Source organism: Streptomyces sp. NPDC029674 (assembly GCF_044903205.1).
In the GTDB taxonomy this organism is placed as follows: domain Bacteria; phylum Actinomycetota; class Actinomycetes; order Streptomycetales; family Streptomycetaceae; genus Streptomyces.
On sequence record NZ_JBJDPY010000010.1, the window covers coordinates 276,996 to 294,870 of the forward strand.

The 17,875-nt window shown below is 72.3% G+C and carries 18 protein-coding genes and 1 pseudogene; 4 read left to right on the forward strand and 15 right to left on the reverse strand.

Annotation, left to right across the window (positions count from 1 at the left end):
- Positions 1-49: 49 nt before the first annotated feature.
- From der to aroH, 5 genes are all read right to left on the reverse strand, one after another.
- Positions 50-1,528, reverse strand: a complete 1,479-nt coding sequence (gene der / locus ACI2L3_RS25015; protein WP_404754621.1) for a ribosome biogenesis GTPase Der — start codon at positions 1,526-1,528, stop codon at positions 50-52.
- 81 nt (positions 1,529-1,609) lie between these two features.
- The gene (locus ACI2L3_RS25020; protein WP_404754667.1) at positions 1,610-2,197 is read right to left on the reverse strand and encodes a lysophospholipid acyltransferase family protein; all 588 of its coding nucleotides are present in this window, start codon (positions 2,195-2,197) and stop codon (positions 1,610-1,612) included.
- A gap of 56 nt (positions 2,198-2,253) precedes the next feature.
- Positions 2,254-2,949 (reverse strand): (d)CMP kinase, encoded by a 696-nt coding sequence (cmk, locus tag ACI2L3_RS25025; protein ID WP_404754622.1) that lies wholly within the window; start codon positions 2,947-2,949, stop codon positions 2,254-2,256.
- A gap of 137 nt (positions 2,950-3,086) precedes the next feature.
- Positions 3,087-4,172 carry a prephenate dehydrogenase gene (locus ACI2L3_RS25030; protein ID WP_404754623.1) on the reverse strand — a complete coding sequence of 362 codons (1,086 nt, stop codon included), beginning with the start codon at positions 4,170-4,172 and terminating at the stop codon, positions 3,087-3,089.
- Positions 4,169-4,537, reverse strand: coding sequence for a chorismate mutase (gene aroH, locus ACI2L3_RS25035; RefSeq protein ID WP_404754624.1), 369 nt, complete (start codon positions 4,535-4,537; stop codon positions 4,169-4,171). The genes ACI2L3_RS25030 and aroH overlap by 4 nt, the downstream gene beginning before the upstream one ends.
- A 184-nt stretch (positions 4,538-4,721) precedes the next feature.
- On the opposite strand from aroH, the gene ACI2L3_RS25040 reads away from it, so the two are divergent.
- Genes ACI2L3_RS25040 through ACI2L3_RS25055 form a run of 4 tightly spaced genes read left to right on the forward strand, consistent with a single transcriptional unit; the run spans position 4,722 to position 7,248 of the window.
- The gene (locus tag ACI2L3_RS25040) at positions 4,722-5,378 is read left to right on the forward strand and encodes a hypothetical protein (RefSeq protein ID WP_404754625.1); all 657 of its coding nucleotides are present in this window, start codon (positions 4,722-4,724) and stop codon (positions 5,376-5,378) included.
- A 36-nt stretch (positions 5,379-5,414) separates the two neighbouring features.
- Positions 5,415-6,008 (forward strand): DUF6529 family protein, encoded by a 594-nt coding sequence (locus ACI2L3_RS25045; RefSeq protein WP_404754626.1) that lies wholly within the window; start codon positions 5,415-5,417, stop codon positions 6,006-6,008.
- On the forward strand, positions 6,005-6,472 hold the full coding sequence (locus ACI2L3_RS25050) for a Rieske (2Fe-2S) protein (RefSeq protein ID WP_404754627.1): 468 nt from the start codon (positions 6,005-6,007) through the stop codon (positions 6,470-6,472). Before ACI2L3_RS25045 ends, ACI2L3_RS25050 begins: the two co-directional genes overlap by 4 nt.
- A gap of 23 nt (positions 6,473-6,495) precedes the next feature.
- Positions 6,496-7,248: a DNA polymerase beta superfamily protein gene (locus tag ACI2L3_RS25055; protein WP_404754628.1), complete on the forward strand. Its 753-nt coding sequence runs from the start codon at positions 6,496-6,498 to the stop codon at positions 7,246-7,248.
- On the opposite strand, the pseudogene ACI2L3_RS25060 reads toward ACI2L3_RS25055, so the two are convergent.
- The 10 genes and pseudogenes from ACI2L3_RS25060 to ACI2L3_RS25105 form a co-directional block, all read right to left on the reverse strand.
- A pseudogene (locus ACI2L3_RS25060) lies at positions 7,165-7,641 on the reverse strand (DNA polymerase beta superfamily protein); the annotation flags it as partial. The gene ACI2L3_RS25055 and the pseudogene ACI2L3_RS25060 overlap by 84 nt on opposite strands.
- Before the next feature lie 180 nt (positions 7,642-7,821).
- Positions 7,822-8,823, reverse strand: a complete 1,002-nt coding sequence (locus ACI2L3_RS25065) for an ADP-ribosylglycohydrolase family protein (RefSeq protein WP_404754629.1) — start codon at positions 8,821-8,823, stop codon at positions 7,822-7,824.
- On the reverse strand, positions 8,820-9,545 hold the full coding sequence (locus ACI2L3_RS25070; RefSeq protein ID WP_404754630.1) for an NUDIX hydrolase: 726 nt from the start codon (positions 9,543-9,545) through the stop codon (positions 8,820-8,822). The genes ACI2L3_RS25065 and ACI2L3_RS25070 overlap by 4 nt, the downstream gene beginning before the upstream one ends.
- A gap of 87 nt (positions 9,546-9,632) precedes the next feature.
- On the reverse strand, positions 9,633-10,760 hold the full coding sequence (locus ACI2L3_RS25075; RefSeq protein WP_404754631.1) for a pseudouridine synthase: 1,128 nt from the start codon (positions 10,758-10,760) through the stop codon (positions 9,633-9,635).
- Between the two features lie 11 nt (positions 10,761-10,771).
- Positions 10,772-11,419: an SMC-Scp complex subunit ScpB gene (gene scpB, locus ACI2L3_RS25080; protein ID WP_404754632.1), complete on the reverse strand. Its 648-nt coding sequence runs from the start codon at positions 11,417-11,419 to the stop codon at positions 10,772-10,774.
- A complete protein-coding gene (locus ACI2L3_RS25085; protein ID WP_404754633.1) occupies positions 11,416-12,387 on the reverse strand; it encodes a segregation and condensation protein A in 972 nt (323 codons plus the stop codon). Before ACI2L3_RS25085 ends, scpB begins: the two co-directional genes overlap by 4 nt.
- Positions 12,388-12,406: 19 nt before the next feature.
- Positions 12,407-13,000 carry a hypothetical protein gene (locus ACI2L3_RS25090; protein ID WP_404754634.1) on the reverse strand — a complete coding sequence of 198 codons (594 nt, stop codon included), beginning with the start codon at positions 12,998-13,000 and terminating at the stop codon, positions 12,407-12,409.
- Positions 12,985-14,157, reverse strand: coding sequence for a ParA family protein (locus ACI2L3_RS25095; protein WP_404754635.1), 1,173 nt, complete (start codon positions 14,155-14,157; stop codon positions 12,985-12,987). The genes ACI2L3_RS25090 and ACI2L3_RS25095 overlap by 16 nt, the downstream gene beginning before the upstream one ends.
- Positions 14,158-14,504: 347 nt before the next feature.
- Entirely contained in the window at positions 14,505-15,620 is a 1,116-nt protein-coding gene (gene ald, locus ACI2L3_RS25100) for an alanine dehydrogenase (RefSeq protein ID WP_404754636.1), read from the reverse strand.
- A 145-nt stretch (positions 15,621-15,765) separates the two neighbouring features.
- Complete coding sequence (locus ACI2L3_RS25105; protein ID WP_404754637.1) at positions 15,766-17,856, reverse strand: tetratricopeptide repeat protein; 2,091 nt, start codon at positions 17,854-17,856, stop codon at positions 15,766-15,768.
- Positions 17,857-17,875: the final 19 nt, after the last annotated feature.

Here is a 17,875-nt window from a genome sequence, read left to right on the forward strand (position 1 = left end):
CGACGGGGGGCCGGGCATTTCGCACGTATCGACGCGCCCGCGGGCGGCGCTACTTCTTGCGGCCGCGCTTCTCGCGCACGCGCACCGAGATATGGATCGGCGTCCCCTCGAAGCCGAACTCCTCGCGCAGGCGGCGCTCCAGGAAGCGGCGGTAGCCCGCCTCGATGAAGCCCGACGCGAAGAAGACGAACCGCGGCGGCTTGGTGCCCGCCTGCGTGCCGAAGAGGATGCGGGGCTGCTTGCCGCCGCGGACCGGGTGCGGGTGCGAGGCGACGATCTCGCCCAGGAACGCGTTCAGGCGGCCGGTCGGGACGCGCGTCTCCCAGCCCTCCAGGGCCGTCTCGATCGCCGGGACCAGCTTCTCCATGTGGCGCCCGGTGGTCGCCGAGACGTTCACCCGCGGCGCCCAGGCGACCTGGCCGAGCTCGGTCTCGATCTCCCGCTCCAGGTAGTAGCGGCGCTCCTCGTCGAGGGTGTCCCACTTGTTGTACGCGACGACGATCGCGCGGCCCGCCTCGACGGCCATCGTCACGATGCGCTGGTCCTGGACCGAGATGGTCTCGGAGGCGTCGATGAGGATCACCGCGACCTCCGCCTTCTCGACGGCGGCCGCCGTGCGCAGCGAGGCGTAGTAGTCGGCGCCCTGCTGGAGGTGGACACGCTTGCGGATGCCCGCCGTGTCGACGAACTTCCAGGTGATGCCGCCCAGTTCGATGAGCTCGTCGACCGGGTCGCGGGTGGTGCCCGCGAGCTCGTTGACGACCACGCGGTCCTCGTTCGCCACCTTGTTGAGCAGCGAGGACTTGCCGACGTTCGGCCGGCCGATGAGCGCGATGCGGCGCGGTCCTCCGATGGCCGTGCCGAAGGTCTGCTCGGGCGCCTCGGGCAGCGCCTCCAGGACGGCGTCCAGCATGTCGCCGGTGCCGCGGCCGTGCAGCGCGGAGACGGGGTGCGGCTCGCCGAGGCCGAGGGCCCACAGGGCGGTGGCGTCGGCCTCGCCGGACGGGCCGTCGACCTTGTTGGCGCAGAGCACGACGGGCTTGCCGGCCTTGCGAAGGAGGCGGACGACCGCCTCGTCGGTGTCGGTGGCGCCGACCGTGGCGTCGACGACGAAGACCACGGCGTCCGCGGCCTCGATCGCGTACTCGGCCTGGGCGGCGACGGACGCGTCGATGCCGAGCACGTCCTGCTCCCAGCCGCCGGTGTCGACGAGCTTGAAGCGGCGGCCAGCCCATTCGGCCTCATAGGTGACGCGGTCGCGGGTCACGCCGGGGCGGTCCTCCACGACGGCCTCGCGGCGGCCGATGATGCGGTTCACCAGGGTCGACTTGCCGACATTGGGGCGGCCGATCACGGCGAGGACGGGCAGCGGGCCGTGGCCCGCCTCCTCGATGGCGCCTTCGACGTCCTCGATGTCGAAGCCCTCTTCGGCGGCGAGCTCCATGAACTGTGCGTACTCGGCGTCGCCGAGCGCCCCGTGGTCGTGCTCGGCGGAGCCGTCGCCCGCGGGCTGGATCTGGTCGTTCATGAAGTCCGTACCTCGTCGTTCATCGTGGTGATCGGTGCACCGTCCTGCCTGTCGGGCCGGGGCACTACTGATAAGTCTCGCTCAGCGCCCGGTGAGGCGCCTGGCGTTTTCCAGGTGGGCGGTGAGCCGCTCCTGGATGCGCACGGTCGCCTCGTCCAGCGCCTTCCGGGTGCGCCGCCCGCTTCCGTCACCCGCGTCGAAGGGGTCGCCGAAGACGACGTCGACCCGGCTGCGCAGCGGCGGCAGCTGCTTTATCAACCGTCCGGGACGCTCGGTGCTTCCCAGCACCGCGACCGGCACGATCGGGGCGCCCGCCCGCACCGCGAAGTACGCGAGGCCGGCCCGCAGCGACGCGAAGTCACCGTCCCCCCGGGTGCCCTCCGGGAAGATGCCGAGGACACCGCCCTGCTCCAGCACGCCCAGGGCGCGGGTGATCGCCGTGCGGTCGGCGACCGAGCGGTCCACCTCCAGCTGGCCGATGCCGTGCAGGAAGGGGCCGAGCGGTCCGATGAACGCTTCCTTCTTGATCAGGAAGTGCGTGGGCCGGGGCGCGACGCCCATGACCATCGGGCCGTCGACGTTGTGCGAGTGGTTGACGGCCAGGATGACCGGGCCGCTGACGGGCACCCGCCAGGCGCCGAGCACGCGCGGCTTGAACAAGCCGTACATGAGGCCGACGCCGATCCGGCGGCCGACCTCGGCGCCGCGCTCGGAAGCACCTTCTGTCACTTGGCCGCCCGCTTCTCCTCGACAAGGGTGACGACGCACTCGATGACCTGCTGGAGCGTGAGTTCGGTGGTGTCGACCTCGACGGCGTCGTCGGCCTTGGCCAGCGGGGACGTCTTGCGGCTGGAGTCGGCCGCGTCCCGCTTGATCAGGGCCTCCTGGGTCGCCTTGACGTCGGCGCCCTTGAGCTCGCCGGAGCGGCGGGCGGCGCGCGCCTCGGGCGACGCGGTGAGGAAGATCTTCAGGTCGGCGTCGGGCAGCACGGTCGTACCGATGTCACGGCCCTCGACGACGATGCCCTTCTCCGCCGACACCGCGATGGTGCGCTGCAGCTCCGTGATGCGGGTGCGCACCTCGGGGACGGCGCTGACCGCGCTGACCTTGGAGGTGACGTCGGTGGTGCGGATCGGGCCCGCGACGTCCGTGCCGTCGACCGTGATGGTCGGGGCGGCCGGGTCGGTGCCGGAGACGATCTCGGGCTTGCCCGCGACGGCGGCGATGGCGGTCGGGTCGGTGAGGTCGATCCCGTGGTGCACCATCCACCACGTGATGGCCCGGTACTGGGCGCCGGTGTCCAGGTAGCTGAGACCGAGCTGGGCGGCGACGGCCTTCGAGGTGCTCGACTTGCCCGTGCCGGACGGTCCGTCGATGGCGACGATCACGGCTGCCGGGGCGGCGGTTTCGGCTGTTTCCACGGGGCGGTGGGCACCTTTCGCTGTACGCGGGCCAGGGAATCGGGCGCGACCGCGCCCCGGACAAGGTTACTGGCTCGCACACCCTGCCCCGACAGCCCCTGCGGAGAACGCCCGGGCCCGGCCCCTACTGCGTACCCTTACTGCCTGATCGACCAGCCCCGCTCCCGCAGCGCCGCGCTCAGCACGGGCGCGGACGCCGGCTCGACCATCAGCTGCACCAGACCCGCCTGCTGCCCGGTCGCGTGTTCGATGCGGACGTCCTCGATGTTGACCCCCGCCCAGTCGGCGTCGGCGAAGATCCGGGCCAGCTGGCCCGCCTTGTCGTCGATGAGCACCGCGACGATCTCGTACGCCGCCGGGGCCGCCCCGTGCTTGCCGGGCACCCGGGTCTGGCCCGCGTTGCCGCGCCGCAGCATGCTCTCGACGCCGGCCGCGCCCTCGGACCGCTTCGCGCCGTCCGCGGACTGCAGCGCGCGCAGCGCCGTGACCGTCTCCTCCAGGTCGGCGGCGACGTCGGCGAGCAGATCGGCGACCGGGCCGGGGTTGGCGGAGAGGATGTCGATCCACATCCGCGGGTCGGAGGCGGCGATCCGCGTGACGTCCCTGATGCCCTGGCCGCAGAGCCTGACCGCCGACTCGTCGGCGTTCTCCAGGCGGGCCGCGACCATGCTGGAGACCAGGTGCGGCATGTGCGAGACGAGCGCGACGGCGTGGTCGTGGGCGTCGGCCTCCATGACGACCGGCACGGCCCGGCAGAAGGCGACGAGCTCCAGGGCGAGGTTGAGCACCTCGGTGTCGGTGTCCCGGGTCGGGGTCAGCACCCAGGGCCGGCCCTCGAAGAGGTCGGCGGTGGCGGCCAGCGGGCCGCTGCGCTCGCGCCCCGACATGGGATGCGTGCCGATGTACGGGGTCAGGTCGAGGCCGAGCGCCTCGAGCTCGCGGCGCGGGCCGCCCTTCACGCTCGCCACGTCGAGGTAGCCGCGCGCGACGCCGCGCCGCATGACGTCGGCCAGCGTGCCCGCGACGTGCGCGGGCGGCACGGCGACGACGCAGAGGTCGACGGGGCCCTCGGGCGCCTCGTCCGTACCGGCGCCGAGCGCGGCCGCGGTGCGGGCCTGCTCCGGGTCGTGGTCGGCGAGGTGCACGGCGACGCCTCGGGAGGCGAGGGCCAGGGCCGCGGACGTGCCGATCAGGCCGGTGCCGATGACGAGGGCGGTTCTCACTGGGCGATGTCCTTGCGGAGTGCGGCGGCGGCGCCGAGGTACACGTGCGTGATCCCGGACCGTGGCCGGTCGGTGTCGATGTGGGCGAGGACGCGGACGACGCGGGGCATGGCACCATCGACGTCCATTTCCTGGGCGCAGATCAGCGGCACGTCGGCGAGGCCGATGCCGAGGCCGCGGGCGGCTGCCGCCGGGAAGTCGGAGTGCAGGTCGGGCGTGGCGGTGAACCAGATGCTGATGAGGTCCTCCGGGGTCAGCCCGTTCCGCTCGATGACGGCGGTGAGCAGCGCGCCGACCTGCTCGGCCATGTGATCGGCCGCGTCCCTCTCCAGCTGGACGGCGCCCCGGACCGCTCGTACCGCCACGTCACCACCTCTTCTTCTATTGCGCGTGCAATAGATGCGGGGCAAGCCTATCCAGCGCGCCGATGCCGCGTGAATCGCCCCTTGCCGCCCCCTGGGCCGATCGGGGGTGTGCAGCCCTGGACGCCGGGGCCGGGGTCCGCTTGCATGGGGGGTCGGCAGGTGCCCCGCCTCGGGGGAGGCTCGCATGAACCGTTCGGGTCCGCTCCTCACCCTTCTCTGCGGGCTGCTGCTCGCCCTGTTCATGCTGTCGCTCAACGCGACGACGGAGACGGGTGGCGCGTCGTACGGAGGGGACGCATCCGGCACCACGACGTCCTCCCCCACGAAGGACACGTCGACGCCCGCGGAACCCACCGGCAAGCCGGTCGGGACGCCGCCGCCGAACGCCGACTACGCGGGCCGCACCGACGACGACACCTCCGCGGTGTCCGTCTCGATGCGCGACGGCAAAGCCGTGGCGTACTTCTGCGACGGCCGGGACACGGAGTCCTGGCTCAAGGGGAACGTCGAGGACGACGGCTCGATGCGGCTCACCGGCAAGCACGGCGCGAAGCTGGACGGCCGGATCACCGGCAAGAAGGTCCGCGGCACCGTCGACATCGGCGAAGAGACCTGGAAGTTCACCGCCGGCAAGGCCGTCAAGCCGTCCGGGCTGTACCGCGCCACGACCGAGGTGCGCGGCGCGAAGGTGGACGGCGGCTGGATCGTCCTGCCCGACGGCAGCCAGGTCGGCATCGTCAAGCGCGACGGCAAGCCCGCGAAGGCCCCACGCCTCGACCCGCGCACCGGCGCTGTCCTGGTCGACGGCGACACCGTCACCGCCCGCCCCGTGACGCCATGAAGCCGTAACGCCCCGCACCGACGCAGAGGGAGCCGCATGAGCGTCGACCCGAACACCCCCACCCAGGGCGGCTTCCCCGTGCCCCCGGGCGCGGGCGGCCACCGCAGGCCGAGCGCCGCCCGCTACGTCGTGCCCGCGCTGGTCGCGGCGGCCGTGGCGGTCGGTCTCGGCGCGTACGGCAAGGCGCACGACCCGGCGGGCACCGCCTTCAACCTGGCCGGGTTCAGCAGCACGAGCGCGGTCAAGTCCTGGCTGGGCACGGGAGCGTTCGCCTTCGCGCTGCTCCAGGTCGGGTCGGCGCTGATGCTGTATGGGCGGCTCCCGGGGCCCTCGTGGTCGGCGGGGCTGCACCGCTGGTCGGGCCGGATCGCGTTCCTGGTCTCCGTCCCCGTGGCGGTGCACTGCCTCTACGCGCTCGGCTACCAGACGTACTCGACCCGCGTGCTGTGGCACTCGCTGCTCGGCTGCTTCTTCTACGGGGCGTTCAGCGCCAAGATGCTGCTGCTCCGCTCGGAGCGGCTGCCGGGCCCGCTGCTGCCGGTGGTCGCGGGGGTGGTCTTCGCGGCTCTCACGGGGATCTGGCTGACGTCGGCGCTGTGGTTCTTCCGCACGTTCGGGGTGACGGCATGAGCGGGCGGGCGCCGCGTCGGACGGTCCTCGCGGCGGGCGCGGTGACGCTGGCGGCGGGCGTGGCGGGGTGCAGCAAGTACGGCGACGAGGGGGCCCAGGAGGCGCCGCCGCCCGAGTCCACCGCGCCGGGCGGCGACACGCCCGCCACGAAGTCGCCCGGCGGGAAGCCGGCCCCGGGCCCCGAACTGGCGAGGACCTCCGAGGTCCCGGTGGGCGGCGGCAAGATCGTCAAGGACCGGAAGGTCGTCGTGACGCAGCCCGAGAGCGGCACGTTCAAGGCCTTCTCGGCGGTCTGCACCCACTCCGGCTGCCTCGTCTCGGAGGTCGCGGACGGCACGATCAACTGTGCCTGTCACGGCAGCAAGTACCGGGTCGCCGACGCCTCGGTCGCGGACGGCCCCGCCCCGCGCCCGCTGCCCGAGGAGAAGATCACGGTCACCGGTAATTCGATCACGCTGGGCTAGGGGCGGAACGTACGCTCCCCTGCATGCACCCTCAGGACCTGGTACGCGACCACACGGTCTACTCCTGCGTGATGGGTTCGCGCGCCTTCGGCCTGGCCACGGACGGCAGCGACACCGACCGCCGGGGCGTCTTCCTGGCCCCCACGCCCCTGTTCTGGCGTTTCGAGAAGCCGCCGACGCACGTCGAAGGACCCGCCGAGGAGCAGTTCAGCTGGGAGCTGGAGCGCTTCTGCGAGCTGGCCCTGCGCGCCAACCCGAACGTCCTGGAGTGCCTGCACTCCCCGCTCGTGGAGCACCTCACGGACACCGGCCGCGAACTGCTCTCCCTGCGTGACGCGTTCCTCTCCCGCCAGGCCCACGACACCTTCGCGCGCTACGCCCTCGGCCAGCGCAAGAAGCTGGAAGCGGACGTCCGCACGCACGGCGCCCCGCGCTGGAAGCACGCCATGCACCTGCTCCGGCTCCTGATCTCCTGCCGCGACCTGCTGCGCACCGGCGAGCTGACGATCGACGTCGGCGACCACCGCGAGCCGCTGCTCGCGGTGAAGCGGGGTGAAGTGTCCTGGCCGGAGGTCGAGTCCTGGATGAACCGCCTCGCCACCGAGTCGGCCGACGCCGGCACGCGCAGCCCGCTCCCGGCCGCCCCCGACCGGGATCGGATCGCCGACTTCCTGTTCCGCACACGCCGGGCCTCAGCCCTGAACCCCTTGGAGCCGAACGCGGACGACGAGGTCGTGCAGGGCGTCGTACGCCGCGTGGACACCGGGCAGGGCTGAGCCGGCCTGCGCCTCGTCGAGGAGGCCGTGCAGCCGCTCCACATCGGCGCCCACGCGCGCGTGCTCCACGTCGGCGCCGCCGTGCTCGGCCTCGCTCTTGGCGGCGATGAGCTCCGGCAGGTACGCGGGGGCGGCCGCCACTTCCCTGAGCAGCGTCGGCAGGTGGGCGACCACCTCACCGCTCCTCATCAGGTGGATGCCGGTGAGGAGCACCCGGAACGTGTAGAGCAGCGGCTTGAGCTCACCGTTCTTCTCGAAGAGCCGCCACTGGGTCGTGGCGAATCCCCGGTAGTGGTGGGCGTGGCGGGCGGTGAGCACGGCCGGCGCGAGCGCGACGAGCTCCGCGTGCGCGTCGGTGGTGTGCACGACCAGCGGGGAGAGCAGCTGCTCCACTCCGGAGCGCACCCCTACGGCTTTCCGTCACGGGACTCCGACGTGGACCGGCGCAAGGTGCACCTGCTGCCGGTGGCCGACCTGGTGGGACTCCGTCGCGAAGAGCAGCGGATCGGCCTGCTCGGTGACGACGGAGGTGAGGTCGATGTCCAGGTCGGGGCCCAGGTCCACAGTCATCCCTCAAGCGTCCCAGAGCGTCCCGAACTCCTGGAGTTCGGGCCCGTGCTCGATCCTCCCGGTCCACTCGGCGGGCCAGGCGGCCGCGCCGAGGTGGGCCCCGGCGAAGGCACCGGCCAGGCAGGCGATCGAGTCCGAGTCACCCGACGTGCAGGCGGCCCTGCGCAGCGCGGTGACCGGCTCGTCGACGAACATCAGGAAGCACAGCAGCCCCGTGGCGAGCGCCTCTTCGGCGATCCAGCCCTCGCCGGTGGCGAGGCACGGGTCGGTCTCGGGCGAGGGTGAGCGCAGCGCGGCCCGGAGCCGCTCGAGGGCGCCGAGGCACTCGTCCCAGCCGCGCGCGATGTACGCCCGGGGCGTCGCGTCGCCGCCGCGCGTCCACAGCTCGCCGAGCCAGCGCTCGTGGTACGTCTCGCGGTTGTCGTACGCGTACGAGCGCAGCAGTCCGACGAGTCCGGTCGGCTCGGCGCCCTCGGCGAGCAGCCGTACGGCGTGGGCGGTGAGGTCGGAGGCGGCGAGGGCCGTCGGGTGGCCGTGGGTGAGCGCGGACTGCAACTGGGCGGCGCCGGCCCGCTGTTCGTCGGTCAGGCCGGGGGCGAGGCCGAGCGGCGCGACGCGCATGTTGGCGCCGCAGCCCTTGGAGTGCACCTGGCTCGCCTCCTCCCACGGCTTGCCGGTCTTGAGGAGGTAGCAGGCCTTCAGGCAGGTGTTGCCGGGCGCGCGGTTGTTCTCCGGCGACTGGTACCAGTCGACGAACTCCTCGCGCAGCGGCCGCTCCAACCGCTTCGGGCCGAGGAGCCCACGGTCCATGGCGGTGCGCAGCCCGCGGCCCAGCGCGAGCGTCATCTGGGTGTCGTCCGTGATGAACGCGGGCTTCGGCAGCTCCATCTCGCGCCAGGGCCCGCACTTGGCGAGGATCGACGGCACGTCGTTGAACTCCGTCGGGAAGCCGAGTGCGTCCCCGAGGGCGAGACCCATGAGGGATCCCGTGGCGGCACGCTTCATGAGGGGCGTCCTTCCGGAGCGGGGCGGAGCAGCGGCGGGTGCAGGGCGGTGGCGGTGCCGGCCCTGAAGAGGGCGGCGGGCTTCCCGCGCCCGCCGGTCAGCCGCGCGGCGCCGGGGACGGCCTCGACGAGCCCGGCGGTGCCGACCACCTTGCGCCGGAAGTTGGCGGGGTCGAGCTCGGCGCCCCACACCGCCTCGTAGACCTGGCGCAGCTCGCCGAGGGTGAACTCGGGCGCGCAGAAGGCGGTGGCGAGTCCGGTGTACTCGAGTTTGGCGCCGACCCGGTCGTGGGCGTCGGCGAGGATCCGGTCGTGGTCGAAGGCGAGCGGCCGGTACGTCGCCGGGGTGTACGGCAGCCAGGCGGCGCGGGCGGCGTCACCGCCGCCCCGCACCTCGGGCGGGTCCGGCACGAGCGCCGCGAAGGCGATGGAGACGACCCGCATGCGCGGGTCGCGGTCCGGATCGCTGTAGGTGCGGACCTGCTCCAGGTGCAGCCGTGTGACGTCCGCGATCCCGGTCTCCTCGGCGAGCTCCCGCCCCGCGGCCTGCTCCGCCGACTCCTCGGGGAGCACGAATCCGCCGGGCAGCGCCCAGCGCCCCGCGTACGGCTCCTCGCCGCGCTCGACGAGCAGCACGTGCAGCGCGCCGTCGCGGACGGTGAACACCGCGAGGTCCACGGTGACGGCGAAGGGCTCGAAGGCGTACTTGTCGTATCCCTGCATGCACGACCACCCCCCTCTCTTTATGGTCCAGTCGACTATAAAGAGAGGGGGGTGGTTCGGGCAAGGGATTCCGCGAGGCCTACAGGCCTACAGGTCGACCTCCTGCATCAGCATGCCGACCTCCGTGTTGGACAGCCGCCGCAGCCAGCCGGACTTCTGGTCGCCCAGGGTGATCGGCCCGAAGGCCACCCGCACCAGCTTGTCGACCGGGAAGCCGGCCTCGGCGAGCATGCGCCGCACGATGTGCTTGCGGCCCTCGTGGAGGGTGACCTCGACGAGGTAGTTCTTGCCGGTCTGCTCGACGACGCGGAAGTGGTCCGCGCGGGCGTACCCGTCCTCCAGCTGGATGCCGTCCTTGAGCTGCTTGCCCAGGTCACGCGGGATCGGGCCGACGATGTGCGCGAGGTAGACCTTCTTCACGCCGTACTTCGGGTGGGTCAGGCGGTGCGCCAGCTCGCCGTGGTTGGTGAGCAGGATGACACCCTCGGTCTCGGTGTCGAGCCGCCCCACGTGGAACAGCCGCGTCTCGCGGTTGGTCACGTAGTCGCCCAGGCACTGGCGGCCCTCGGTGTCCTCCATGGTGGAGACGACACCGGCGGGCTTGTTCAGCGCGAAGAACTGGTACGACTGCGTGGCCACGGTCAGGCCGTCGACCTTGATCTCGTCCTTCTCGGGGTCGACGCGCATGCCCTGCTCCACGACGATCTCGCCGTTGACCTCGACGCGGGCCTCCTCGACGAGCTCCTCACAGGCACGGCGCGAGCCGTAGCCCGCGCGCGCGAGCACCTTCTGCAGGCGCTCGCCCTCCTGCTCGGCGCCGGGGAAGGTCTTCGGGAGCTTGACGTCCTTCTTGCCCGCGTACCGCTCGCGGTTGCGCTCCTCGGCCCGCGCGTCGTACTCGCGGGAGGTGGCCGGAGCCCAGCGCCCCCGCCCGCTGCCCTGGCCCTGCTTGGGGCCGCCCTTGGCGCCGCCGCGCGCCGAGGCGCCACGGCCCGACTTCGGACCGTTGTGCGTGCCGTCGGCGCCTACGTCGTAGCGCCGCTCCTCCGGACGCGGCTTCTTCGGGCGGCCGCTGCCGCCCTGCTTGTCGTCGCGGTTGTTGCCGGCGCCGCGGAAATTACCGCGTCCGCCGCCGTTCCCGCCGCGGCCGCCGCTGTTGCCACCACGGCTCCCGCCGTTGTTTCCGCTGCTGTTCCTGCCGCTGCTGCTTCGCATCAAAAGTTCCGTTAGTCGGCTGTTTCCTGGGTGTACCCGTACCCCGGCGCATCGGGTGCGTCCGGGTCGAACGACGGAACGCCTTCCTGCGTCTCCCCTTCGATCGCGTCCGCCTCGGGGAGGAAGGGCGCGAGCTCCGGGAGCTCGTCCAGGCCGCGCAGGCCCATCCGCTCCAAAAAGTAGTTCGTCGTCCTGTACAGGATCGCACCTGTTTCGGGTTCCGCGCCCGCCTCCTCCACCAGACCCCTCTGGAGGAGGGTGCGCATCACGCCGTCACAGTTCACACCGCGCACCGCGGAGACCCTGGAACGGCTGACCGGCTGGCGGTACGCGACGACCGCGAGGGTCTCCAGGGCCGCCTGGGTGAGCCGCGCCTGCTGCCCGTCGAGTACGAAGCCCTCCACGGCGGCGGCGTACTCGGGCCGGGTGTAGAACCGCCACCCGCCGGCCACGAGCCGCAGCTCGAAGCCCCGCTTCTGCACGGTGTACTCGTCGGCGAGCTCCCGCAGCGCGTCGGCGACGGCCCGCCTGGGCCGCTGCAGGACCTTCGCCAGGTGCTCCTCGGTGGCCGGCTCGTCGACGACCATCAGAACGGCTTCCAGCGCGGGGCGCAGCTCCAGGTCCGCGACGCCGGCCGCCCCCGCGGGGTGCTCGCTCACGCCTTGTCCTCCATCGGTTCGGGTGCCCGGTCGAACTCGTCGGTCACGGTCGGCTCCTCGGCACCGTCCCCGCCGGTCCACCGCACCATCAGCTCGCCCAGCGGGTCCTCCTGGTCCAGGGCGACGGCCTTCTCGCGGTAGAGCTCCAGGAGGGCCAGGAAGCGGGCGACGACCGTGAGGGTGTCCCCCGCGTCCGCCACGAGCACCCGGAAGCTGGTCTCGCCCTCCTCCCGGAGCCGGGCGATGACGAGCCCCGCCTGCTCCTGCACGGAGACCAGCGGGGCGTGGATGTGATCCACGTACACCTGCGGCTTCGCGCGGGGCTGCATCGCCTTCACGGCGAGCTTGGCGAATCCTTCCGCCCCGATGCTGATGACCACTTCCGGCAGCAGCTCGGCGTGGTGCGGCTCAAGACCCACGGTCCGCGGGTAGCGCCGCGCCTCGTCGTCGAGCCGCCCGCTGAAGATGTCCGCGACCTGTTTGTACGCGCGGTACTGCAGCAGCCGCGCGAAGAGCAGGTCCCGGGCTTCGAGGAGCGCCAGGTCGGCCTCGTCCTCGACCTCGGCGGTGGGCAGCAGCCGCGCCGCCTTGAGGTCGAGCAGGGTGGCGGCGACGACCAGGAACTCGGTCGTCTGGTCCAGGTCCCAGTCGGCCCCCATGGCCCGGATGTGCGCCATGAACTCGTCGGTCACCTTCGACAGGGCGACCTCGGTGACGTCCAGCTTGTGCTTCGAGATCAGCTGGAGCAGCAGATCGAAGGGCCCTTCGAAGTTCGCGAGCCGAACCTTGAACCGCCCGTCGCCGGCTTCGGCGGGCTCGGCGGGTTCGGGCTCCGGGGCCCGCTCGACGGGAGGCTGCTCGACAGAAGGCTGTTCGACGGGGGGCTGCTCCTCGGGATCCGCCCCGGGCCCGCGCCCCAGGGCGCGGCGCCGAGCGGCGGGCGGTGCGGATTCACTGTTCGAGGCCATGAGGCCAGAAACGCTACCCCTACCGCCCGCGAAGCCGTCGTACGAGAATGCTCGCGTCCCCGCGGGACTCCAGATCGGCGAGGACGACCGCGACGGCCTCCCGCACGATGCGCCCGCGGTCGACCGCGAGCCCGTGCTCGCCGCGCAGCACGAGCCGCGCGTGTTCGAGGTCCATCAGCTCTTCGGCGGAGACGTACACGGTGATCTTCTCGTCGTGCCGCTCGCGCCCGCTGGGCCGCCGGTTGGCCGCCCGCGCCCGCCGCCGCGCCTGCGCGGTCGAGGAGCCGGACTTGGCGCCGCCCTGGGCGGCCGAACCTTCCTGCGCCCCCGGGGAACGGCGTCCGGCGCCCTTCTCGGCGTCGCCCGCGGTACGGCTGCGGGACTCGCCGGAGCCGGACTCCGCGTCGGTGGCCGCGTGTTCGGCGGGGTCACCGCCGTCACCCTGCGCCGCCGTCTCCTCGGCCGAGGCGGCCGTCTCGTCGCTCTCGCCCGCCGGAGCGGGCACCTTCGCCTCGCCGTTCGCCTGGCGGCGCGGGGACGAGGACTGCAGCGCCATCCCCCCGGTCGTACGGAACAGTTCGTCGGCCCCGGGCAGACTCACTCGGCGTGACACCGGGCGAGCACCTCCCTGGCGAGCTGGCGATAGGCGGCCGCGCCGACCGAGTTGGAGGCGTACGTCGTGATCGGCTCGCCGGCGACCGTGGTCTCCGGGAAGCGGACCGTGCGTCCGATGACCGTGTGGTAGACGTGGTCGTCGAAGGCCTCGACCACGCGCGCGAGCACCTCACGGCTGTGCACCGTGCGGGAGTCGTACATGGTCGCGAGGATGCCGTCGAGCTCCAGGTCGGGGTTGAGCCGCTCCTGGACCTTCTCGATGGTCTCCGTCAGGAGGGCCACACCGCGCAGCGCGAAGAACTCGCACTCGAGCGGCACTATCACCTTGTGGGCCGCCGTGAGGGCGTTCACGGTGAGCAGGCCGAGCGAGGGCTGACAGTCGATCACGATGTAGTCGTAGTCCTGCATCAGCGGCTTGAGGGCGCGCTGCAGCGTGGACTCGCGCGCGACCTCGCTCACCAGCTGGACCTCGGCCGCGGACAGGTCGATGTTGCTGGGCAGCAGGTCCATGTTCGGGACCGCCGTCTTCAGGAGCACCTCGTCCGCGGCCATGCCGCGCTCCATGAGGAGGTTGTAGACCGTGAGGTCCAGCTCCATCGGGTTGACCCCGAGGCCCACGGAGAGGGCGCCCTGCGGGTCGAAGTCGACGAGCAGGACCCGGCGTCCGTACTCCGCGAGGGCCGCGCCCAGGTTGATGGTCGACGTCGTCTTGCCGACGCCGCCCTTCTGGTTGCACATCGCGATGATCTTCGCGGGACCGTGGTCGGTCAGCGGGCCGGGGATCGGGAAGTACGGCAGCGGGCGTCCCGTGGGGCCGATGCGCTCGCGGCGCTGGCGGGCCGCGTCGGGCGCGAGCGTGGCCGCGTACTCCGGATCGGGCTCGTACTCGGCGTCGGGGTCGTAGAAGTGCCCCTGGGGCAGTTCCTCGTAGTCGGCGAGGTGGGTGTGGGTGTTATCGCCACTCCGGTCGCCGGCCATGGCGTTCACGTGATGGCCATCCATGCTCTGGGGTGCTGGCTGTGTCGGCTGGGGGCTCTGCCGGGCTTCGAAGGTGCGGACAGCGACCGAGCCGACGGCCTCGAGCCCCACGGGACCCTGGTCCCGTACAGACGTTCCTGGTTGACCACCCCCGGGAGCAAATGTCGACTCATTCACAAGTCGTCTTACCTCCTTGGTGACCAGGAAATTTCTCGATAGGTCAGCGTGGCACCATGCCGACGGTTGGCGACTCTATGGCGTGTCACCGCTCCACAGCAACACAATCCGCCGGACCCGGCCCGATGTGTCGGCAATGGAACACCCTTGTGTCAAGGGCGTGCGGCCTGCCATCGGCGCGCTTCCGGGGTGGGCGAAACGGTTAAAGGGTTACGTTCAAGGCCAGTTGAGCGTGTCCGCACTGATACGCATACGGCCGGACCCCTCTCAAGGTCCGGCCGCGGGCGTGAGATTGACGACTTTCGTTGACGGAAGTGTCCGAGACCGACCGCAGTCGGCCCGCTGGGTCAGCCGAGGAGCGACTCCAGCTCGATGTGGTCGAGACCGTGGGCCTCGGCGACCTCCTTGTAAACGACCTTGCCGTCATGGGTGTTGAGACCCAGGGCGAGCGCGTGGTCGCGGCGCAGCGCCTCGACCCAGCCGTTGTTCGCCAGCGAGACGATGTACGGCATCGTCGCGTTGGTCAGCGCGTACGTCGAGGTGTTCGGGACCGCGCCGGGCATGTTGGCGACGCAGTAGAAGACCGAGTTGTGGACCGGGAAGGTCGGCTCGGCGTGCGTGGTGGCGTGCGAGTCCTCGAAGCAGCCGCCCTGGTCGATCGCGATGTCGACAAGGACACTTCCCGGCTTCATGCGCGAGACGAGCTCGTTGGTGACCAGCTTCGGGGCCTTGGCGCCCGGGATGAGGACGGCACCGATGACGAGGTCGGCCTCCAGGCAGGCCTTCTCCAGCTCGAAGGCGTTGGAGACCACGGTCTGGATCTTCGTGCCGAAGATCTTGTCCGCTTCCTTGAGCTTGTTGATGTCCTTGTCGAGCAGGGTCACGTGGAAGCCCATGCCGATGGCGATCTGCGCGGCGTTCCAGCCGGAGACGCCGCCGCCGATGACGACGGCCTTGCCCGCGGCCACGCCCGGGACGCCGCCCGGCAGGACACCGCGGCCGCCGTTGGCTGCCATCAGGTGGTAGGCGCCGACCTGCGGGGCCAGGCGGCCCGCGACCTCGGACATCGGGGCGAGCAGCGGGAGCGCGCGGTTGGCGGTCTCGACCGTCTCGTACGCGATGGCGGTGGTGCCCGACTCCAGGAGCGCGTCCGTGCACTCCTTGGACGCGGCCAGGTGCAGGTAGGTGAAGAGCGTCTGGTCCTTGCGGAGGCGGTGGTACTCCTCCGCGATCGGCTCCTTGACCTTCAGGAGCAGGTCCGCGGTGGCCCAGACCTCGTCGGCGGTGTCCAGGATCTTGGCGCCCGCCGAGACGTACTCGGCGTCCGTGATCGAGGAGCCGACGCCGGCGTTCCGCTCGATGACGACCTGGTGGCCGTGGCGCACCAGCTCGTGCACACCGGCGGGGGTGATGGCCACCCGGAACTCGTTGTTCTTGACCTCGCGGGGGATGCCGACCTTCATCGTCGATCACGGTCCTTGGCTCAGGGGATTTTTCGGGCAATGCAACGCATACCGGTGCGTGTGGGGGCGCAGCGGGAGACACCGCGGAGGTGCGCGGCGGAGCCAGTCTAATGAAGGATTTCGCGCTGTCTAGCCTTTCAATACTTCAATCTTCCGCAGATGCACTACGGATTTCGCAGGCGGAAGGCTCCGCTCCACCATTCGTTTCAAGCCTCGCACCCTCCGGGAGCTCACTTCCCAGCATGCGCTCGGCCGCGGCCCGGTGCAGTCGGGCCGCCGCCGGGTCCCCGAGCCGTTCCAGGGTGTCGGCGAGGCGGAGCTGCAGCGCCGCCTGCAGACGGACGTCCTTGGCGTGCCGCGCCAGCTCCACCGCTTCCTGGCAGGTACGCAGCGACTCCTCGGGCCGTCCCGCGTACTCCTGCACCCGGGCCATCTCGCTCAACGCCCTTGCCTGCGCGGCCACATCACCGTTCTTGCGGTGCCCGGTGACCGCCGAGCTCCAGTTGCGCAGCGCCTCTCCGTAGCGCCCCGCGTAGGTGTGCACCGCGCCGATCCGGCCGTACAGCCGCGCGGCGTCCGCGCGCTCGCCGCGGGCGAGCCGCTGGGCCAGTGCCCGGCCGAACCAGTCGGAGGCCCGCGGCCAGTCCCCCAGCTCCTGGTACGCGCCGCCTACGGATTCCATCGCGCGCCCGGTCGCGTACGGATCGTTCGCCGCGCGTCCCGCGTCCAGCGCCGCGCGGTAGCGGACCAGCGCGTCGCGGGTCCGCCCCGTCTGCGCGTCCAGGTCCGCGAGGTTCAGCAGCGCCGCCGCCTGCTCGCGCGGCAGGTTCCGCCGCTCGGCCACGTCCAGGACGAGACGGTGGATGCCGTACAGCTCGGGGGCCGCGCCCTCGGTGCCGCGGTGGGCGACCAGAGCTCGGGCCAGGGCCGCCATGAGGCGCCGCGCGAGGGTGTCGAGCTCGCCGTCGGCCACCGCGAGCCGGGCTGCGGCGAGCAGTGCGGGCTGCCGGACGTGCAGCCACTCGGCGGCGGCGCGCGGGCTGGGGAAGCGCAGGGCGCGCGGCAGCCCGGCGAGTTTCTTGCGGGCCGCGGAGGCGTCCGGTTCCGTGACGGCCCGGCAGGACTGGAGCAGGCGCACCGTCCGCTCCAGCATCCGGGCCCTGGCCAGCTGGAGCTCGGCGGGGCGGTCCTGGCTCTCGGTGCGGGCCCGCAGCAGCGGGACCAGGCAGCCCGGCACCTCGTACTGCGGGACCGGCGAGGCGACCGTCCGTACGAGCCCGAGCGCGACGAAGTCGTCGAGCGTGGTCCTGGCCGCGGAGACCGAGCAGCCCGCGAGCGCGGAGGCGGTGTGCGGGTCGACGTCGCCGGCCGGGGCGAGCGAGAGGAATCGCAGTATCCGGGCGGCGGCCGCGGGCAGCGAGGCGTAGGTGTGGGCGAAGACACGCGCGAGGGCCGAGCCCTCGTCGGGCATGTCGTGCACCCGCTTGGCGAGGTCGGCGACGGCCGCCTTGGGCCGTACGGCGAGCCAGCCGCCGGCCAGGACGAGCGCCGCCGGGTGCGCCGCGCACGCCTCGACCAGGGACTCCGCGGACCGCGGGTCGACGGTGATGCGGACGGGCCCCGCGGCGCGGGCGAGGAGCTCCACGGCGGCGCCCTTGTCCAGGCCGCCGAGCGTGCACGGCCGCACGTCGGGGATGCCGGTGAGCGGCCCTTCGGAGACCGCGACGACCAGGCAGTCGGGTGTGTCGGGGAGCAGGGGGTCGACCTGTTCGGCGTCCGCGGCGTCGTCGAGGAGCAGCAGCGCCCGGCGTCCGGACAGCGCTTCCCGCAGGATTTCGGCGAGGTGGTCCTCGGCAGCCCCGGGGGGTGCGGGCACGCGCAGGGCGTCGAGGAGTTCGCGGGCGGTGCGTTCCGTGGGCACCCGGCTGCCGTCGGGGTCCGTGAGGCGGGCGCGCAGCACTCCGTCGGGGTAGTCGCCGGCGAGCTGCCGGGCGAGTTCCCCGGCGAGCGAGGTGCGGCCGGAGCCGGGGCGGCCCGCGACGAGCAGCACGCGCGCGCGGGGGGCCTTGCGGCCCGAGAGGGTGTCGAGGCCCGCCCGGTCGATGTCGGCGCGGAGTTCCTTCAGTTCCCGGCGTCTGCCGACGAACTGACTCCTCGTCGACTCCACCGGGGCACTCGCGGGCGGCGGCACCGCGCCGCCCGCGACACCGTCCGTGTCGACCGCCTGATCCGTCACGGGCCACGCTCCCGTCCGC